The sequence below is a fragment of the Clostridium collagenovorans DSM 3089 genome, from assembly GCF_900130005.1.
Classification (GTDB): Bacteria; Bacillota; Clostridia; order Clostridiales; family Clostridiaceae; genus Clostridium_D; species Clostridium_D collagenovorans.
On the sequence record NZ_FQXP01000007.1, the window covers coordinates 141,638 to 161,979 of the forward strand.

Annotated in this window: 20 protein-coding genes; all 20 read right to left on the reverse strand. The window is 28.6% G+C overall.

Annotation, left to right across the window (positions count from 1 at the left end):
- Positions 1–66 precede the first annotated feature (66 nt).
- The 20 genes from BUA48_RS10095 to BUA48_RS10185 all read right to left on the reverse strand — a co-directional run bounded on the left by BUA48_RS10095 (position 67) and on the right by BUA48_RS10185 (position 20,329).
- Positions 67–612, reverse strand: coding sequence for a hypothetical protein (locus BUA48_RS10095; protein WP_072831939.1), 546 nt, complete (start codon positions 610–612; stop codon positions 67–69).
- An 18-nt stretch (positions 613–630) separates the two neighbouring features.
- Entirely contained in the window at positions 631–2,007 is a 1,377-nt protein-coding gene (locus BUA48_RS10100; protein ID WP_072831940.1) for an FAD-dependent oxidoreductase, read from the reverse strand.
- 155 nt (positions 2,008–2,162) lie between these two features.
- A complete protein-coding gene (locus BUA48_RS10105; protein WP_072831941.1) occupies positions 2,163–2,900 on the reverse strand; it encodes an amino acid ABC transporter ATP-binding protein in 738 nt (245 codons plus the stop codon).
- Positions 2,901–2,910: 10 nt separating this feature from the next.
- Positions 2,911–4,344, reverse strand: coding sequence for an ABC transporter permease subunit (locus BUA48_RS10110; RefSeq protein ID WP_072831942.1), 1,434 nt, complete (start codon positions 4,342–4,344; stop codon positions 2,911–2,913).
- 431 nt (positions 4,345–4,775) lie between these two features.
- Entirely contained in the window at positions 4,776–6,206 is a 1,431-nt protein-coding gene (locus tag BUA48_RS10115) for a potassium/proton antiporter (protein WP_072831943.1), read from the reverse strand.
- Positions 6,207–6,840: 634 nt separating this feature from the next.
- Entirely contained in the window at positions 6,841–7,089 is a 249-nt protein-coding gene (locus tag BUA48_RS10120) for a pentapeptide repeat-containing protein (RefSeq protein WP_072831944.1), read from the reverse strand.
- Positions 7,090–7,110: 21 nt separating this feature from the next.
- Entirely contained in the window at positions 7,111–8,376 is a 1,266-nt protein-coding gene (locus BUA48_RS10125) for an MFS transporter (protein WP_072831945.1), read from the reverse strand.
- A 74-nt stretch (positions 8,377–8,450) separates the two neighbouring features.
- Positions 8,451–9,107, reverse strand: a complete 657-nt coding sequence (locus BUA48_RS10130; protein ID WP_072831946.1) for a TetR/AcrR family transcriptional regulator — start codon at positions 9,105–9,107, stop codon at positions 8,451–8,453.
- Positions 9,108–9,229: 122 nt separating this feature from the next.
- The gene (locus BUA48_RS10135; RefSeq protein ID WP_072831947.1) at positions 9,230–10,663 is read right to left on the reverse strand and encodes an FAD-dependent oxidoreductase; all 1,434 of its coding nucleotides are present in this window, start codon (positions 10,661–10,663) and stop codon (positions 9,230–9,232) included.
- A gap of 440 nt (positions 10,664–11,103) precedes the next feature.
- Positions 11,104–11,256: a zinc-ribbon domain-containing protein gene (locus BUA48_RS10140; protein WP_072831948.1), complete on the reverse strand. Its 153-nt coding sequence runs from the start codon at positions 11,254–11,256 to the stop codon at positions 11,104–11,106.
- Positions 11,257–11,698: 442 nt separating this feature from the next.
- Positions 11,699–12,556, reverse strand: coding sequence for an AraC family transcriptional regulator (locus BUA48_RS10145; protein ID WP_072831949.1), 858 nt, complete (start codon positions 12,554–12,556; stop codon positions 11,699–11,701).
- A 277-nt stretch (positions 12,557–12,833) separates the two neighbouring features.
- Positions 12,834–13,964, reverse strand: a complete 1,131-nt coding sequence (locus BUA48_RS10150) for a glycosyltransferase family 2 protein (RefSeq protein ID WP_242944334.1) — start codon at positions 13,962–13,964, stop codon at positions 12,834–12,836.
- A gap of 111 nt (positions 13,965–14,075) precedes the next feature.
- On the reverse strand, positions 14,076–14,234 hold the full coding sequence (locus BUA48_RS15825) for a hypothetical protein (protein WP_242944335.1): 159 nt from the start codon (positions 14,232–14,234) through the stop codon (positions 14,076–14,078).
- A gap of 269 nt (positions 14,235–14,503) precedes the next feature.
- On the reverse strand, positions 14,504–15,514 hold the full coding sequence (locus BUA48_RS10155) for a DUF4097 family beta strand repeat-containing protein (protein WP_072831950.1): 1,011 nt from the start codon (positions 15,512–15,514) through the stop codon (positions 14,504–14,506).
- Positions 15,514–16,101 (reverse strand): DUF1700 domain-containing protein, encoded by a 588-nt coding sequence (locus tag BUA48_RS10160; RefSeq protein WP_072831951.1) that lies wholly within the window; start codon positions 16,099–16,101, stop codon positions 15,514–15,516. The genes BUA48_RS10155 and BUA48_RS10160 overlap by 1 nt, the downstream gene beginning before the upstream one ends.
- 1 nt (position 16,102) lies before the next feature.
- On the reverse strand, positions 16,103–16,417 hold the full coding sequence (locus BUA48_RS10165; RefSeq protein WP_072831952.1) for a PadR family transcriptional regulator: 315 nt from the start codon (positions 16,415–16,417) through the stop codon (positions 16,103–16,105).
- Positions 16,418–16,903: 486 nt separating this feature from the next.
- Entirely contained in the window at positions 16,904–18,988 is a 2,085-nt protein-coding gene (locus BUA48_RS10170; RefSeq protein WP_072831953.1) for an FtsX-like permease family protein, read from the reverse strand.
- Positions 18,978–19,745 carry an ABC transporter ATP-binding protein gene (locus tag BUA48_RS10175; RefSeq protein WP_072831954.1) on the reverse strand — a complete coding sequence of 256 codons (768 nt, stop codon included), beginning with the start codon at positions 19,743–19,745 and terminating at the stop codon, positions 18,978–18,980. The genes BUA48_RS10170 and BUA48_RS10175 overlap by 11 nt, the downstream gene beginning before the upstream one ends.
- A gap of 172 nt (positions 19,746–19,917) precedes the next feature.
- Entirely contained in the window at positions 19,918–20,154 is a 237-nt protein-coding gene (locus BUA48_RS10180; RefSeq protein WP_072831955.1) for a DUF7010 family protein, read from the reverse strand.
- The gene (locus BUA48_RS10185; RefSeq protein ID WP_072831956.1) at positions 20,144–20,329 is read right to left on the reverse strand and encodes a DUF6440 family protein; all 186 of its coding nucleotides are present in this window, start codon (positions 20,327–20,329) and stop codon (positions 20,144–20,146) included. The genes BUA48_RS10180 and BUA48_RS10185 overlap by 11 nt, the downstream gene beginning before the upstream one ends.
- Between the last annotated feature and the right edge of the window lie 13 nt (positions 20,330–20,342).

Genomic DNA, 20,342 nt, shown 5'->3' on the forward strand with positions numbered 1-20,342 from the left:
AAGACTTTTAAAAAAACGTTCCTCGATTACTCAAGAAACGTTTTTTATTTATTATAAAATTTTATACTATAATCCACAGCCCATGCTTATTAGTGCATCTCTAAATAGTTGCTCTGCGTCTATACTATTCAAGTCCTCAACTACCCTAATAGATCCCGATAACTTATAGTTAATTATTACTCCATAAGTTATATCTTTCTCTAAACTAGTTTTAGTTGAAAATTTTTCATTATCATATTTTAATGGAATCATATCACCAGTAGTAGGATTAATTAAAACTACTTCGCTTTTACTATCTATTCCTATTAAGTTAATGGAAAATTCCTCTTGATTTACCGCAATAGTTACTAGTTTATCTAAATACTCGCCCTTTAATTCCCTGGAAATAACATTTTTATCTGTTGTTTCAAAAGAATACATAGATGCATCCACCTTATGATTATTATCTCTTATCTCACTATTATTTAGTTTATTATTACTTAAAAGATTGTTATTTACAACAATATCATTTTTACCTTCATTCTTACTTATAAAGTTGACCACAATCCCTCCAAGAATTAATCCTATAATAAATACAGATAAAATATAGATTATTGATTTGTTCTTCTTCATTCGTCTATACCCCACTCCTTATATAAGTGAGAATAAATCATTTAATGCTTCACTCATAGTAGGGTGAGTAAATATATTATCTCTTAAAAATGTATAATCTTCATTAGATTTCATAGCAAGACTAACTATATTTATTAACTCACTTGATTCAGCACTTAATAAGGTACAACCTAATATTTTATTAGTTTTATCATCTACTACAGCTTTCATCACACCTTCAGTTTCACCTATTACTTTAGCTCTTGGAATCGCAGCCACCTGTAACTTTGCAATCTTAACCTCATAGCCTCTTTCTAAAGCTTCACTCTCACTTAATCCAACCCTAGATAAACTTGGTTCAATAAATACTGAGTAAGGTACAGCCCCTCTATCATCAGTTGTTCTCTTACCCTCACCAAACAAATTATCCTTAATAATTCTAAAGTCATCTAAAGAAATATACGTAAATTGAGGTCCTCCATTTACATCTCCAATAGCCCAGATGTTATCTGCACTTGTCTTTAATTTATTATCAACACGTATTGCTCCTCTTTCAGTAACCTCTACACCTGCTGCTTCTAAGTTTAGTCCATCTGTATTTGGTTTTCTTCCAGTTGCAATTAAAACAGCATCACCACTTATTTTATTTTCTGAATTACTTAAAGTATCTAAATAAGTTACTTCAACTCCATTACACTTTTCCTCAAAGGACTTTACTTGTGAATTTAATACAAATGAAACACCTTTCTTTTCTAATATTTCCTTAACATTAGCTGATATTTCTTCGTCCTCTCTATTAGCAATTCTATTTCCTGTTTCTATTACAGTTACCTTAGAACCAAAACTTGCATATATAGATGAAAACTCAAGTCCAATATATCCTCCACCTACTATTACCAAGTGTCTAGGTAACTTTTTCAACTCCATTATAGTCGTACTTGTATATATTTTTTTACTGTCTTTTATTCCTGGTATATTAGGTATTACCGTAGATGAACCAGTGTTAATAAATATATTTTCACCTTCTACAGTTAATTTACCATCCTTAGTATCAACCTCAACCTCTTTATTTGAAATAAAAGAAGCCTTTCCGGTATATATATGAACATTTTCATTACTATCTAACATATCATAATTCTTTGCCCTTAAAGCTTCAATTAACTTTTGTTTTTCTTCTATAGCATTTTTATATTCTTCAGCTTTTTCACTAAATGTCTTTAAGTTTTTATATAAAGACACTTTAGCTTTATGAACTAATGTCTTTGTTGGGATACAGCCAACATTTATACATGTTCCACCATACATCTTATCTGATTTTTCTATTAAAGCTACCCTTTTACCTTGCTTACCTAAAAAGCCTGCTAGTGTTTTTCCACCCTTACCAAATCCAATTATTATAGAATCATATTTTTTCATAATCATTATCTCCTATATAACTATTAATATTAAGTGCCCTCTTAATTTACTTACTACTATTCTTTACTTTAATTCATTTTATATAATTAATACTATTTAGACAATTAGGCACTTTCAGGTTACTGCTTAGTCACTTTTCAGTTACCTATAGGTTTCTAGTTGAACCTTACACTAGATAAAAACTCCTTAGTTCTGTCCTCCTTAGGATTTAATAAAACATCTTCAGGTTTTCCTTCTTCAACTACTATCCCTTTATCCATAAACACAATCTTATCTGCTATTTCTCTAGCAAAAGGTAATTCATGAGTAACAATAATCATAGTAGTATTATCCCTACTTAATTCTTTAATTACATTAAGAACCTCTAAAACCATTTCAGGATCCAATGCTGAAGTAGGTTCATCAAATAATATAACCTCTGGTTCTAATGCTATTGCTCTTGCTATAGCAGCTCTTTGTTTCTGACCACCAGATAAGTTCTTAGGATATACATCCTTTTTCATCTCCATATTTACCTTCTTAAGTATTTCTAATGATATTTCTTCACTTTGCTTCCTATCTAATTTCTTTACGGAAACTAATCCTTCCATAACATTTTCTAATACAGTTTTATTATTAAACAAATTAAAATTTTGAAATACCATAGCAGATTTTAACCTTAAATTTTTCACATCACTACTAGTATAATTCTCTGCATCTATTTTAAAATCATCTATGCTTATTACACCCTTTGTAGGAACTTCTAAATAATTTAAACATCTTAAAAAAGTAGATTTTCCTGAACCTGAAGGTCCTATAATTACTATAACCTCACCTTTTTTAACTTCTAAATCTATGCTCTTTAGTACCTCAAGATCTCCATAATTCTTTTTTATACCTTCAACTCTAATCATAGAACCCCTCCTAATATACCGATAGTTTCTTTTCTATTATCTTTTGTAAATAGTTAAATATCTCTATTAGAATCCAATAGACAATAGCTACAGCTATGTAACTCTCAAAGAACCTATAGTTAGTAGATGCAACCATTTGTGCTTTTGCTAACATTTCTGCAACTCCAATTGTAAATGCTAGTGAAGAACCCTTTACTATATCTATATATATATTTCCAATTGAAGGTATGGATATTCTAATAACCTGTGGTAATATTACTCTCTTTATAGATTGTATGTTAGTCATTCCTATAGATAAACAAGCCTCTATTTGCCCCTTATCCATGGCATTAAATGATCCTCTTAACACCTCAGAAATATATGCGGATGCATTTAATCCTAAAGCTATGTAAGTTGAAGTAAAACCACTCATACCCTTAAGTATTGGGAAGATCTGAGGAAGTCCAAAATATAATAAAAATAACTGCACTAATAATGGTGTTCCCCTAAAGAAAGACACATATATGGATAGCATATTGCTCAAAATAGGAATATTTAAATATCTCACTATTGAGATAATTATACCTACACTCAATCCTATAAGCATTGATATTATTGATAATAAAAGAGTTACTTTTATACCTGATAAAATTTCTCTAGATAACCTATTAAAAAAGCTATTACTACTTTTAACCGTAACATCTGTATTAAGCCACTTATTAGAGATTTGCTTTAATGTACCGTCTTCCTCCATGGCATTTAAAACTTCATTTATCTCCTTTACAAGCTTTGCATTATGCGTTGTTTTCTTAAAAACAAAAGCATTTGCTACCTTTTCAAAAGGTTCACCAACTAATTGTAGGGGTAGCTCTTTTTCATTTATATTAATTAATGCTGATATTTTATCTATAACAACGGCATCTATTCTTCCAATTATTAAATCATTAAATGCTGAATCTGTACTTTGATATGTAATAATATTAGCTCCACTATTCTTGTTCTTTAACAACTCTTCATAGTTACTTCCTAAGTCAACTCCGACGTTTTTACCTTTTAAATCATCAATGGATTTTAATTCATCATTTCCTGCCTTAACTACTATTTGCGCTCCACTTTCCACATATGGATCTGCGAAATAATACTTTTCCTTTCTCTCATCTGTTATGGTTATTTGATTAGATATTACATCTATCTTATCTGAATCAAGCATTCCAAAAAGTCCACTAAATGAAGCGTTTTTATGCTCAATGTTATATCCTAATCTCTTACCTATCTCACTCCAAACATCTACCTCAAATCCTTTAACCTCATTCCCTTCCATGAAAGTAAAAGGATAGTAAGTTCCCGATGAACCTACTCTAACTGAATTATTATTGGTTTCGGTAGTATCCGCAAAAACCCCCACATTCATAGTTAAAAACATTAACACTATTGCAGTTAACATAATTCTTCCCATCTTCTTCATCCCTTTATCACCTCTCTAATTTTAACTATACATAATAATACTAATTTTAAATTTATTATTTAGCAATTAGGCACTTTTTTGTAACTGCATTTAATATAATTAAATATATTTATTTATATTATTATATTTTCGACAATTTAGCAACTTAACTGAGATTACAATTATAAGTTCATACATTATATTCTTCTTGATTTCTTATCCTATATCTTTTACTCTTGTATGATAATAATACTAATTTCCACAATAAAAAAGCTGTTACATCAAGTAACTTACAAACAATATATAAATTATTACATATATTGTAGTATTTAACCTTAATGTAACAGCTCTATTATAATTTACTCATTTACTTAGCATTACTTCTATATGGAAATTTTTATATAGAAGTTACATATTAAATGTCAGTATAAAGAAATAGCATACTGGATATATTATTCTATTAAACTCTCTATATTATTACCACTTAGAACAAGAATATCTCCACTTCTTATTAAAGTTGATCCTTTGGGTACTAATATGTTACTTTCTCGTTTTATCATAACAATAAGTATATCCTCCGGGATATTTGCATCAATAATAGTTTTATTTACCCATTTATTATCTTCTGTTATGTTAACCTCTAGTAAAGCATTATTAATTTCTCCAGCATAATCATTAAATGTTTTCAATACAGAACTCTTATCTTCATTGTCAACTAAATTTAATAAGTTAGCTACTTTAGGTATAAGTGTCCCTTGTATTGAAACAGAAAATAATGCTATAAAAAATATTATATGAAATATATCATTTTCTATATTGACTCCATAGGTCACTGCAAGTATTGCGAAAACAACTGATGCAGCTCCCCTAAGCCCAACCCACGATATAAATATTTTCTCTTTTATTGTAAATTTAAATGGACTAAGTATTATAAATGTGGATAATGGCCTTGCAACTAATATCATAAATACAGATATAGCTACTGCAGTGCCTGTAACATATGTTAGTCTTGACGGGAAGGATAAAAGTCCTAACATAAAGAATAAAACCATTTGCATAATCCACGAAATTCCATCAAAGAAATGAAATATACTCTTCTTACGAGGTATTTTACTATTTCCTATTATTATACCTGCAATATATACACTCAAATATCCATTTCCACCCAAAAATTCACTTAATGCATATGAAAGTATTGCAACTGCCATTACGAATATTGTATAAAAGCCTTCAATCTCAAAATTTGAATATCTAAGCACATATACCGTAAGCTTTGCAAGTAAAAAACCTATAATTAATCCAAATGCAATCTGTGTAACTATCATAGAAACTACTGTAAATAAACTTAATTCACTAGGATTCTTCATTATAACTAACACTATAATAGTCATCATATAAGCTATTGGATCATTACTTCCACTTTCAACTTCCAAAAATGATGCCAAGGATCCTTTTAAGTTTAGCTTTTGTGCCCTTAAAATTGCAAAAACTGATGCTGCGTCAGTAGAAGAAACTATAGCTCCTATTAAAAGTCCTTCTAATACAGTGGTCTTTATTACTAAATTACAAAATAAACCTGTAAGTGCTGCCGTAATTATTACTCCTAAGGATGACATCAATATAGACGGAACTGCTACCGGTCTTGCCATCTTCCAGTTTGTACCGAACCCTCCATAAAACATAATAAATACTAATCCTATAGAACATAACTGATTAGTTAATGTATAATTATCAAAGTAAATCCCAACAAGTCCATCTGATCCAAATAGCATTCCAAGTACAATGAATATTAGAAGAATTGGTACTCCAAATTTGTATAACACCTTAGTTGAAGTTATACAAATAATTAATACTAAACCACTAATTATCATTAATTCAGTCATATAATTCCCCCTTTTCTATATTAATTTATAAAAAAATATATAATATATTTACATTATCAATATTACGTTTACTAACTTTTAATTTATCTTATTATTTTAGTACTATTACCTCCATAATCTATATCTCAATAAGTAAAATTTATATCTTTCAAACTATCAATAGGTATTTCTTATCAATCAAAATATTTTTATAGAGTAAATTAATACTATTATTAATTTACTCTTATCCATCACTAATATTATTGATTAAAATTACATATATCTTTTACTTGTCGAGAATTTTGATTTATATCTTATGTTTATAAATACTACTTTACACTTAAATAAAAATATACTCACTTATTATTATACAATACTTACAGTAATATTTTTACTGCAAAATAATATTAATATTACTATTTTTAAAATATTTTGTTAATTATCATTTTAGTTGTTTTATTAAAAAGCATTAATCAACTTGAATTAACCCTATAAAAACGTCATTTGTTTATTATATTTCTATCCGTAACTATTATGAATAAAATTATTTTTCTTTTATCTATATATTAACATAATCCTCTCAGTTATATTTTTTCTATATTTGTTATAAAAAATAAAGAGTACACCTCATGCACTCCTTACTTTTACTCAATTATTATTTCCATGTTACTGGATAATCTAAATATTGTGGTAGTTTTGTATTTCTATTACCCTTAGCTGCATTAATTTGTCCTTGTGTCAGAAAAACTGCTTCTCTTAAATCTGCATTACTGAAATTTGTCTCTCTTGTATCCGCACCTAAAAAACCTGTTCCATCAAATGTAAACTTAATCCCTTTCATAAGTTGAGATATAACCTTTAATAGATTTTCAATGCTCTTCTTGTAAATATTACAGCCTCTCATTATTTAAATTCTCATTTGAATTTATACTTGCTCTATTGATATCTTTTCACAATCTTCTAATTTACTAAAAACCTTTTTTGATATTATTACTATTATTCCCCCAGCTAAAAATGCTCCAAAAATTATTAATGAAATATCATTCTTTAAAACCTCAAAAACATACCCATAGAATACTTGTCCAATAGGTTGAGCACACATACCTATAGCTAAACAAATTGATATTACCTTACCAATTAAATTTCCTGGTGTTTCACCTTGTATAAAGGTTATCATTTGAATGCTAAATACAGTGGATATAGTCATAATAAAAAAGCAACAAACAGTAATAACAACATATGAAATATTCACTGGCATTTCAAACATAAGAGTTAATCCCATAGGAATTAGCGCTAGTATATCCCAAAATAAAATTCTATAACTAGTAGATATTTTTAAATTTTTAAATAATAATCCTATTAGAATACCACCACATAATCCCCCTAAGGCGATTACCCCTTGAGTTATGCCATAAGCTTGACTAGACATATTCAAAGTAGTTGTAATAATAACTGGTATTCCTATTATTATCATCGAGGTTAGAAACAAATTGAAAAGCGAAATTATAATAATAGTTTTAAAAAGCACTGGCTTTTCTTTAATAATAAAACTTACACTTGTCTTTATATCATCTTTTACTATAGCAATCATACTTGATTTGCTCTCATTCTTCACATAAGGTATTTTCATAATCATTTCCATAATTACAGCTAAAATAAAACATACTATGCTCGCTATTAATATTGGTAGTAATCCATATACCCCGTATAAAAGCCCACCTATTATTGGCCCAATTAAATTCGCTAAAGCACTAACCTGATTAATAATTGCATTTCCCTTTAGTAAGTTTTCTTTATCTACTAAAAAAGGTAAACTAGCTTGAACTGATGGCTGGTATGCTCCCTGTATTCCATATAAAATCATTAAAGTTATAATTATTAAAAAAACTAAGTTTGTCTTTCCAATAAAAATCGTAAAAGTCACCATCACTAAGGCTGTAACAAAATCTAATGCCACCATAATATATTTTTTATTAACTCTATCTGCTATAATTCCACCAAATGGAGTTAAGATAATCATAGGAATGAAAGAGCACGCTGATACTAATCCAAATAATGCAGCTGATCCAGTCTCCTCTAAGAGATATAATGGTAAAGCAAATCTTAAAATTGCATTTCCAAAAAGAGAAATTATCTGCCCTATCACCATTATCATAAAGTTTTTGTTTAAAAGTTTTGTGTTATTTCCCATATTGTCCCCCTTATAAATATTACATACATTCGTTTGGTATGTATAGCTTTAAAATTAAACTGCCGACATGGCAGTTACTTTTTACTATCTTCAATTATACTACGATACATTTCCATTACATCATAGAACTCTTCATTTAATATAGGTAGTCCTACCCCTATTAACATTTCTTTTAAAAATTCAAATTTACTTTTAAATTCCTCTTTGCTTACAAAGAATATTGACGGATTCATCCACACATTCATTAGTATAAGAAAACTCTCCGCAAGTTCCTTTGGATTTTTAGTATTTATAGAGCCATCTTCTACACCTTCTCTTATTAAAGGTTCTATAAGAAGTGGAACAATTTCCTCTACAACATCAAAAATCTGTTGAGTTAAAATCCTTGGGTTCTTCATTAAATTAGGCGCTGCTTTAACTAACTTTTCTTGTGCTGGATTTTTTAATGACTTAAGTAATGCTCTTTTTAACTTTTCTAATCCATTTAAACTAGTATCTTTACTTAAATCTAAAGCATCTTCACCTGAACCCGCAAAGATTCTAGGTATTACAGCCTCTAGTATTTCTTCCTTTGATTTAAAATGGTGATAAATTGCACCCTTACTTAAATCCCCTAGCTCATCTACAATATCCTGAATAGTTGTATTATCATAGCCCTTTTTTAAAAAAAGCTCCATAGAAGTATCTAAAATACGATTTATTGTAATCTCTGGATTTTTATTTCTTGCCATATTATCCTCCGTTACATACTTTCGTTCGGTATGTATCCATAGTACTATTGATTTCTTTTTTAGTCAATAGTACTATGGATTTTTGTACTTCTTTTTGCCTAATAAAATATATATTTACTAATCTATATAAGATCTTTAGTTGCAGGACTTCCTATTAGTCGTCCCTTATAATCAAATCTTGAGCCATGACATGGACAATCCCATGTTAATTCATCTGCATTCCAATTAAGTTGACATCCTAAATGGCTACATTTTGTTGATACAACAAATTCCCTTCCTTCATTATTTTTATAAACTCCAACCTTTTCTCCATTATATTCAACAATTCCTGCATGACCATTTTTAATATGTTCTATTTTACTGCTAGGTATATATATTTTTTGTGCAATAAAGTTTTTAGCCGTTTCGCTAATATCTTTAGCAATATTATTTATTGATAATGATAAATCAAATCTTTTAGGAGAAAATATATCTGAAAAATCATTTTTATTTTCTAATATCATATCTGATATTATCATGGCTGACACCATTGAACTTGTCATTCCCCATTTATTAAATCCCGTGGCAACATATGTATTAGGTGTTTCATCAGAATATTTTCCTATGTAAGGTATACCGTCTATAGTCATACAGTCTTGAGCTGACCAATAGTATTTTTCCTTTGCTTTTGGATACAACTTCTTAGCAGCTTCTCTTAACTTATTATAATTTCCACCCTCTTCATTCTCTCCAGTTCTTTGCTTTACGCCTCCTAACAATAATAAATCCTTATAATTTCTAAAAGAGTAACCATCATTATTAGCATCTATATACATTCCATCAATATCCCTTACATTTTCTAAGGCTATAACATGTGCTCTTTCTTGATGCATCCTTAAAAAATAATATCCTGGTGTATTCATTATTGGATAATGTGTTGCAACTACTATATGGTTCGCCATTATATTTCCATTGTTTGTAATTACTAAATTTTCTTTAATTTCTATTGCTCTAGTATTTTCATAAATAATTAGATCCTTTGCAATATCCTTTAAAAATTTAAGAGGATTAAATTGTGCTTGATTACTAAACCTAATAGCACCCTTTATTTCAAATGGAAGCTTAATCTTCTCTACAAATTCAGCATTAATGCCAATTTTATTAGCCGCTCTTACCTCCTCTTTAATACTCTCTATGTCATTCAAAGAATATATATATGCTGATTTTTCTTCAAAATCACACTCTATTTTTCTTTCTTCAATAATTTCTTTATATTTTTTTATAGCAAGTTCATTTGCTTTTGCATATTGTCTAGCCTTTTCTTCCCCAAATTCTGATATTAATTTATGATAAATTAAACCATGTTGAGATGTTATCTTTGCAGTAGTATTCTTTGTATTACCACTAGCTACCTCAGCTGCATCAATTAAAATTACATCTTTCCCCTTTTGTTTTAACATATATGCTGTTAATATACCTGTTATTCCTGCACCAATAATTAAAATATCAGTTTTTATATTTTTACTTAAAACTTCCCTTTTTCTAATTCTACAACTTTCACTCCATACTGATTCCATAAAATCACCTCTTGCCTTTAGTATCTCATTTCTCTGACTATACTATACAAGGTTAATTTCAAAGGTTTTCATTGTACCTTATACATTTTACTTATACTTTAAAAATTATATTTTTACTTATAAAAAATAGCCTTAACCAAGTACCCCCTACGGCTAAGACTATAATCTGATTATATAATTCCTTCTTCTTAAATCATATGAGTAAGTTTAATCTACAAAATTAAAAATTTCCTTATTAACAAAATTACCCTTATATCTTCAACCTCTTTATAAACTACTCCTATTAGCTTATCATTGTTTACGGTATCAAAGTACCTTTCTAAATCAATATCCACTGGTATTTTAAATTTGTATGTTATGTTTCTTATCAAATATAAATAAAATTCTAAATACACTTAAAAAAGGCTGTAGTTTAAACTACAGCCTTCAAAATTCTAAAATTATCTTCTATTTTGATCTTTCTTAGCTCTTCTACAAGATACACATCTTGTTGGCTCATTTTCAAATCCTTTTTCTTTGTAGAATTCTTGTTCTCCTACTGAAAATACGAATTCACTTCCACAATCTCTACATACTAATGTTTTATCTGACATAAATATTCCTCCTAAAATTAAAGATTCTAAATTGATATAATAATCTCTAATGTTCGAGAAACTATTTACCTAAATGAAACTTTTTTTGTTAGCAAATTTGTACTTTGCTACTATTTTATAATAACATAGTCTTTAGTTAATTGCAACCTTTTTAATTCTATTTTACATACAACGCTAATTTTCATAATATTTTCTATAAGTTTTATCCTCTGTAAGTCAGAATATTTATCACATTGATTTATATTCTTGTAGTTACCATAATTACTTTATGAGCCCCGTAATTCTCATGAAATTCCACCTACCAAATCAAGGATTTACGATATCCCTTAAGATTTAGACTTTCACTTATATTATACAATCCTATATAGTTTTTTATATTTTAAATTAATATCTTTTAAATAAACTGAATTTTGATAAATTCTATTTATCTTCTCATTCATAATTACTTTTTCTTTACTGGAATCCAAATTTCACTATAATAATTTTCATCTAAAATTCCATCTTTATAGTTAACTGGATCATTATACATTTCTATATTATACCCCGCAGCAATTTCGTAATCTCTACAGTTTGGTAACCACTCTGAAAATATTTTCTTATTGGTCTCTTGAATTGCTGATGGACCTGGGCCATAACAAGGGAAAATAGCCCAAGTAAACTTAGGAATTGTTTTAACCACATATCCCTCTATCTCTTCTTTATCCCCAGAATAATCCCCTGCAATAAGATACTCAAATTCGTTTCCACTCATTTCCTCATCAATATTAACACCATACTTTCCACATACCTCTTTTAATGTTCCTTGTGAAATGTGCTCATTCCAGAATGATGGTATGTCCACGAATGCTGATTCATATTTAAATATCTTAGATACCCCTCCAATCTTAAATGCATCCTTCTCAACTATTTTATAATCCATAATATATCCCCCTTCTAAGGAAAATCTAATTTTAAGAGCAACGAATGACTTTATCATTGCACCCTCTTTACGAACTGCGGATGGTGTAACCCCATGAAATCTTGTAAAAGCTTTAGTAAAACTGTCTGGTGAATCATATCCATACTTTATTGCAATATCTATTATTTTTTCATTAGTAGATAAAATCTCGCTACCAGCAAGTGCAAGCCTTCTTTTCTTAATGTAGTCACTTAGTGAATATCCACATAACATTCCAAATCCCTTTTGAAAATAAAAAGTAGAAACATTCACCTTATCCGCAATTTCCTTAATTGATAAATCCTCAGTAATATTTTCTTCAATATAAATAATAGCTTTACTAATACTCTCAATCCATTCCATAATTTTTCCCCTCCTTGCAATTCATTAATCTAATTTTACCATTATCAAAGGTTAAAATTCCGACTTTTTAAGCTTTCTTTTGTCTTAATTAATTATCTATATAAAATAATTAAATTCATCAAAGACTATTTCCTTCAATATAAAATAAACCCTATATAGCTTGTACTTAAGTTTTGTATAAACTACATAGGGTTATGTAACTTTCTCAAAGATAATAATTATATTACCAAAGAGATTTTTGTATAAATCACATAAGATTATCTGAGTGTTTACTTATTTACTTCCATACTCTCTTCATATTAAACATCTCTTGTATATATCCATATAATGATACTGGAGAGATTAGCAGTTGATATCCTAATAAAAACACAATAAATGCTAAATAATGTTTTCTTATTTTTAAGTTTAATAAATCAAAAACCTTTTTCTTTTGATATAAAAACAATATCGTAAAACTTGCTATAGTAACCGGTAATACTAATATGAGCATAGGTCCAACTATATAATAATATCCGAATAACGCTAATATACATCCTGGAATAAAGAATACTGTATATGAAAAATCCATATATGGTATTAATAAATCAATCCCTGTCAAGACCTTATAATATTTATTCGGTTGATGCCAAGGCTTGATAGCTCTCAAACCTTCAATCATACCTCTAGCCCATCTCGAACGTTGACGTATAAAATGTGTTAATCCAATAGGTGCTTCTGTAAAGGCTATTGCTAAAGGTTCAAAGTATACCTTGTAATTCTTTGAAAGCATATTCCACGTAAGCACAATATCTTCTCCTATAGCATCAGACCAACCCCCAATAGATTTTACTATGTCAGTTTTATATATACTGAATGCACCTTGTGCAACTAATGTACCTTGAAACATACCTTGCATCCTCTTTATTGAGGATATGCTTAAGAAATAATCCCATTCCTGTAACTTTGATAGTAAGTTATCTCTACTGTTTCTAACTAATACACTTCCAGCAACAGCAGCTATTTCAATAGGAGCACTATTCATTCTAGCCACAAGCCTTCTAATCGCTTGCTTATGTAATAAGGTATCTGCATCCAAGGTCAAAACATATTCAGTCTTAGTAAATTTAATGCCCTTATTTAGCGCATTAAACTTTCCTGGATTTGCCTCATCTATACAAATTACATCTATCCCTAACCCACCTTTTGCTCTATATACTTCTTTCACCGTATTATCATTAGAATTGTTATTTATTACAATTACTTTGATTTTACCTCTATAGTCCTGTTCCTTAATATATCTTAAAGTCTCATATATACCAGCTTCCTCATTATATGCAGCAACTAACACTGTTACCTCATCAATAGGACTCTCATCCTTTACCCTAGGCTGTTTATCAAATAATATACTAGAAACTAAAAAAGCATTCATAAACCCAGGTACATAAGCTATCCCCCCTATTATGAATACTGCTATAAATAAATTAGTAACATCTTTTAATTCTTTTATCCACGGTAATGATAAGTATATAGATAATAAAGTTCATGCTATTGATATTGCCAAAACCATATTAAACTTTGCATTAATAGTAATATACCCTTTTTCTTTTTTATGTTCTTGCTCTTCTAAAACCCTTTGTTTTTCTAATTCCTTTATCTCTTCTATACCATTTATTGTTTCTCTCTCTTTTACAGATTCCATAGGTAAGCCCCCTCAAACCTTCATCTTTAAAGTTAACTTTTCTATAAATTATACAATAGTGGACATAGGAATTAAACCGGTATATTATGCTAAACTTACCTTTGAATTATCCATATCACATCATAACTTTCTTGACCTATTCTGCTCATGGCTTATTTTATTACAACCTTTATTTTATAAAATCTACTATTATATCAGACTAACTAAAACTAAATATAACTCTGCTACATATAAAAAAGACACCACTACGTGATGTCTAAACCTCTATACTATTCTAACTTGAAATCCCCACTTTTACATTCAACTTCAAATTTATTGCTAGCTGAATTATTTTCATTCTTATAATCACCATCAAATTTCTTTCCATCTATATTACAGCTTCCAAAACTCATATCTATATTATACGAATAATCATTTTTAGGTAATGCTGTTTTTATAGTTGTATCACCAAAATTATTCTTTATAACATTGCTTCCCCTAAATGTACCATCTAAATTGATATCACCAGACTTTGCTACAACTAGAAGTTCATTTGAATCTATCTTTACTCCCTTAATTCCTCCGAAATCTGACTCCGATATAAATTTATCAGTAACGACATTATTTAAGCTTACCTCTCCTGACTTAGCATTAGTTTTCATAAGTTCTGTCTCTACATTTTCTAATACTATATCTCCAAAATCTGATTTTGATATAAAGTCCTTAGCTTTTATATTTTTCCCTTTTACCTTACCACTTTTAGCTTCAATTTCTATTGAATCACTAGTTAAATTCTCTATATTAACATTACCAAAATCACAGCTTAAATTAGTCTTTTTTGAATTTATTTCATTAAGCTTAATGCTTCCACTTGAGCTACTTATATTTAAATTATTAAATTCTGCATCCTGTGGAACATAAACCTTAACTATACTATCTGAAGCTGATAAATTTAAATTTATATTAAACCTTAAACCTGATTTACCTTCATCTGTAACTATTAGTTTTTCATTCTCAACCTTAAATTCTATATCATTTACATCTCCAAAGTAGTTTAATTCTATGGCATACTTATCTGATTTAATTACTTCTATATCACTAAAACTAAGATTCAAATCCATATCTGTAAACTTATCTAAATCTCTATTCACTTGTACTTTTTCACTATTCCCTATGGTAAGCTTCCCATCTTTCCATAGTATATCCTTATTACCACCACTAACAAATCCAATTATAGATAGAATCAGACCTGATACAATTAATAGACCTGCTAACCTTACCAACTTCTTTTTTCTGTACATTAGCTTCTCCCCCTCTTATTTACTTTATCTAGAAATACTCTCATTACTCCATTTGTAAATAATCTTATCCTTGGTACTAAAGTTCTTATACCTTCAAATGCTAATATACCTATACCAATCAAAACAATTCCTATTCCCATATAAAATATAGCTGTTGCAGTTCCTTGAAATACTACCATTATGCCTGCTACTAAAATAGCTATTCCCGAAATACCAAATGCTGCTGCAACTACTACAAAACTCATTACTAGTGCAAATATAACTATTCCTAAAGCAAATAATATAGCTAATGCTGCAATTCCTAATGGTAATGCTATTGGAGCTGCAAATACTGCAAGAATAGTTAGTATAACCTTATTCTTTCCTACACCCTTTTTATCCTTTACAAAATCATCATTGAATGCATAGTCAGATAATATTTGAGAAGAAATAGTTGAAGGATTTCCTAATTCCCTTATAACCTCTTCCTCTGGTTTATCAGCATCTGCAAAATAATCTTCGTAATAAGCTATTATATTTCTAACTTCATCCCTAGGTAATCTTCTTATCCTGTGTTCCAATTCTCTAATGAAATTTTCTTTTCTCATCTTAAATCCCCCTGCCTAATAGAACTTTATCTACATTATCTTTATACTCATCCCATTCCCTTAAATACTCACTTAAAACTGCTTTGCCCTTTTCTGTTATTTTATAATATCGCCTATTTCTTCCTTGATAGGCTTGATCGTAAGTTGTCAAACATTCATCCTTTTGTAATCTTCTTAAAACAGGATACAATGTTGATTCTGATATGGACATTATTTGCCTTACATTTTGTGTGAGAACATATCCATATGTATCCTCTCTTGATAGAACCGATAAAACACATGCATCTAACAAAGCTGCCCCTAGTTGAAAAGCCATAATTACACCTCGATTTTCCTCTGTATAATATTTTATTATGTATAATACTATATGATGTATAGTATTGTTTGTCAACTAATTCCATGAATATTTTTAGTTAAAATCATTCTCAAAGTTATCCATATATTCTTTTAAAGTAACATGTTATATATCTTTATAACTAATTTTTATATACCCCTAAAATCACTTCTTATTTCTACTCATAATTGAAATGCTTTACACTTACATAGCTAATATGTGATATCCTTTATAAAATAAAAATAGATAGAAATCCATAAAAGAATCTCTATCTATACTTAAGCCTTTAATCTAAAACTAAAGAAACATCTTACTATAACATAAAAATAAAAAATAGCCCTATAACCATTTACAGAACTATTTTTTATTAACCCACCTTGCAATTGGAAGTTACATTTTTTATTTTTAAAATTTTAATTTCTACAATATAAGCTTAAATTTTAAAAATTACTATTAATTCCTATAGTATTAATGATTATTAATATTTCTTTTAAAAGTATAGTAGGTTCCTAAAAAATAAGCTATATAGATAATTAGTAACAAAGTAACCGCTAATACAATATTAGCTATAAAAACTTTATCGCCTACATAAAAGGCTATCTGTGTCTCTATAATTTTAAAGTAATTACATACAAATACTACAACTCCTACTATAGCTATAGAAATAGGTACTATAAAGTAAATGGATATTTGTTTTAATACTATTTTGTTAATATTACATTCTTCAACTCCTAACTTCCTTAGGACGTTGAATCTTTCTTTATGCTCAATTGAATCTGCTAATTGCTGAAGTGCTAAAACTGTTAAACTAATCATAAGTAGAACTACACCTAAATATATCCCTAATATCCTCATGCCTAAAGTTGCATTTAATATTTCACTAGTTTCTACTGATTTTATATTTACCCCTATTATTTCTTTAGAATAATCAGTATTGCCTTTATTATACTTTTTAATTATATCCTTATTGTTTTCAGCATACCAATTTGGAAGGATGTCATTTTCAAATTCTATACCTTCTTCATACCTTAAATCCTGCTTCAAATTTGCTATTAAATTTGATGTAGCTAATGTTAGATTATTACAAACTTCATCTGGAGCTACAATTAGAGTATCTGTAAATAAGTTAAATATTCCTTCACCTAAACTTTCTTTATAAAAACTATTTGAGCTTAGTTTTAACTCTTTACCCCCTATATCAATCTTACCATTCTCTTTTATAAAATTATCTATCTGACTTTGATCTATAGCTTTTACCCAATGAGTTGTAAATTCATCCTTTTCTAATGTAATTTCTTTATATCCTAACATTGAACGAGCCTTATTAAACTGACTCAATTTAACCACATTTAAAGGTCTGCTCCATTTATCTGTTATATTAAAATCTTCTGGTTTTATAAAGTAATTATCAACTACACAATATTCTTCTAAGTTATCATCTTTATTTAAGTAGCTAATAATCTCTTCATAGTTATATGATGGAATTTCATCTATGCTTTCATATCTTCGTTTTTCATCAATATTATAATTGGTGGATATATCAATATCGTAAGGAGCTCTATAATCTAAATACCCAAGGCTCCATTGTGACATTATTAAAGTTAAAATAAAGCTAACAGCAGCTCCAAAGAATGCTATAGATATTGTTGCCATTAATATAGGTGCTGTTTTAAGCTTTGATACTATGGTTCCAATCAAAAATAAATTTGTACCTTCATACTTAAAGGTAGTCCATCTTTCTTTAACACAAATTACTATATAAGCTAAAGAATAAAATAGAGCATATGTTGCTAAAATAAAGCTTACTAGCGCTATGAAGGTAAGCATAACTTCATTGCCCATTGACGCAACTTTATTTGTACTTTCATTAGCAATTTTCATAAGTGATGCTGTACAGTATCCACAAATACTATATAAAGTAACTGCTAAAATGAAGATTACTCCATATACCTTACCACTTCTTTTAAATTGAAACTCTGATTTCTTTTCTGCATTAAGCATATTAATAAGCTTTAATTTTCTAAGTACTCTTATATTATTTACACCAATAATACAAAACATAGATAAAAAGAATATAAAAGTTATTACAACTGTATCTATATATAATTTAAAATTAAAACTTACTTCTTGCTTTGCAGTTAATAATATTAATGCTGTAACTACTTGAGAAAATAATGTTCCAATTATTATTCCTAAGAAAATAGCCATACTTCCAATTACTAATGTTTCTATAAAAAACATCAACGCAACATTTTTCTGCTCTGTTCCTAGCAATATATATGTTGCAAATTCTCTCTGTCTTCTTTTCACTACATATCTATTTACATACCCAACTAATATGGTTAATAAGGCAGTTATTACATATGTTGTATATTCCATTATACGCTTTAACATTTCAAAGTTATATGAATCCTCTGTTATTAGTTCATAGCTAGAGCTTGATAATGACATAAAGGCGTAAAATAAACTTACACATAAGGTAATTGTTATGAAATATATGGCATAATCTTTAATAGATTTTTTCGCATTAGTTATTGCTAGTTTAGCGTACATCCCTAAGGTCACCACCTAACAATGCCACAACATCTAATATTTTATTAAAGAATTGGCGTCTTGTATATTCACCTTTCACTAACTCTGTGAATATCTTTCCGTCTTTTATAAACAATATTCTATTACAATAACTAGCTGTAAAGGAGTCATGCGTTACCATCAAAATAGTTGTAGTTAAGTCTTTATTTAAATTTGATATCATCTCTATTAACATTTGAGCAGATTTTGAATCTAATGATCCTGTTGGTTCATCTGCTAATATAAGCTTAGGATTAGTTACTAATGCTCTTGCACAAGCTGTTCTTTGCTTTTGTCCACCTGAAACTTCATATGGATATTTTGAAAGCAAGTCTTCTATGCCCAATTTCTTAGCCACAGTTAATACTTTATTATCTATGTCACTTTTCTTTGTCTTATTTATTGTAAGTGCTAATGCTATATTTTCATGAATGGTCAATGTATCTAGTAAATTAAAATCTTGAAATATAAAACCCAGATTTTCTCTTCTAAACTTAGCTATACTCTTTGAATCTATTTCTGTAATATCCTTGCCATCTAAATAAATATTTCCTGAACTTACATCATCAATTGTAGCTACTAAATTTAATAATGTAGTCTTACCAGAGCCAGATGGTCCCATTACCCCTACAAATTCACCTTTTTCCACAGTAAAGCTTATATCATCAATAGCCTTAACTATATTTCCCTTGTTTCCATAATATTTTTCAACGCTCTTAATCTTTAATACTTCATTCATCCTTATCACCTCATAAATATTTTATCTTATACACACCTTACTAGATTCGATTTAATATTACTTTTAGGTGACAATGTTGTAACATTAATATCTTCATCTATACACCCAGTTATATATTACATGTTTCTTTTTAACTTTCTTCCTTGATTATTCTCTTCAAAAACAACCTTCATTATCTTATATTTGTTTTCTGAAGATTTAACCCTCTTATTTCAAGGGTTAAGCTAATTGTAAAAACAACTTCAATAATAACCATCACAATTGATAATACAAAGCCATTAAATATGCATCCAATAATTAAGCTTAAAATAGGTATAAGGCATGCTGCAACAAAATAACTCTTGGATTTATAAAGCCAACTATAAGGTAATAAATGTGCTCTGAATATAAATTGAATTTTATCTATCAATTACTACTTTCCCTTGTGAATCTAATAATGGTGTCATTCCATTCATGCCAGTTCCAACAGTAGTCAAATAATTAACTCCTGTTGTAGTATCTACGACAATATACACTGCACCCAATCCCAAGAATTCTTCCTCTTTAATAACGAATCGTTTTTTCTTCTTTTCTTGTCCAAACATCTTATCACCTCCT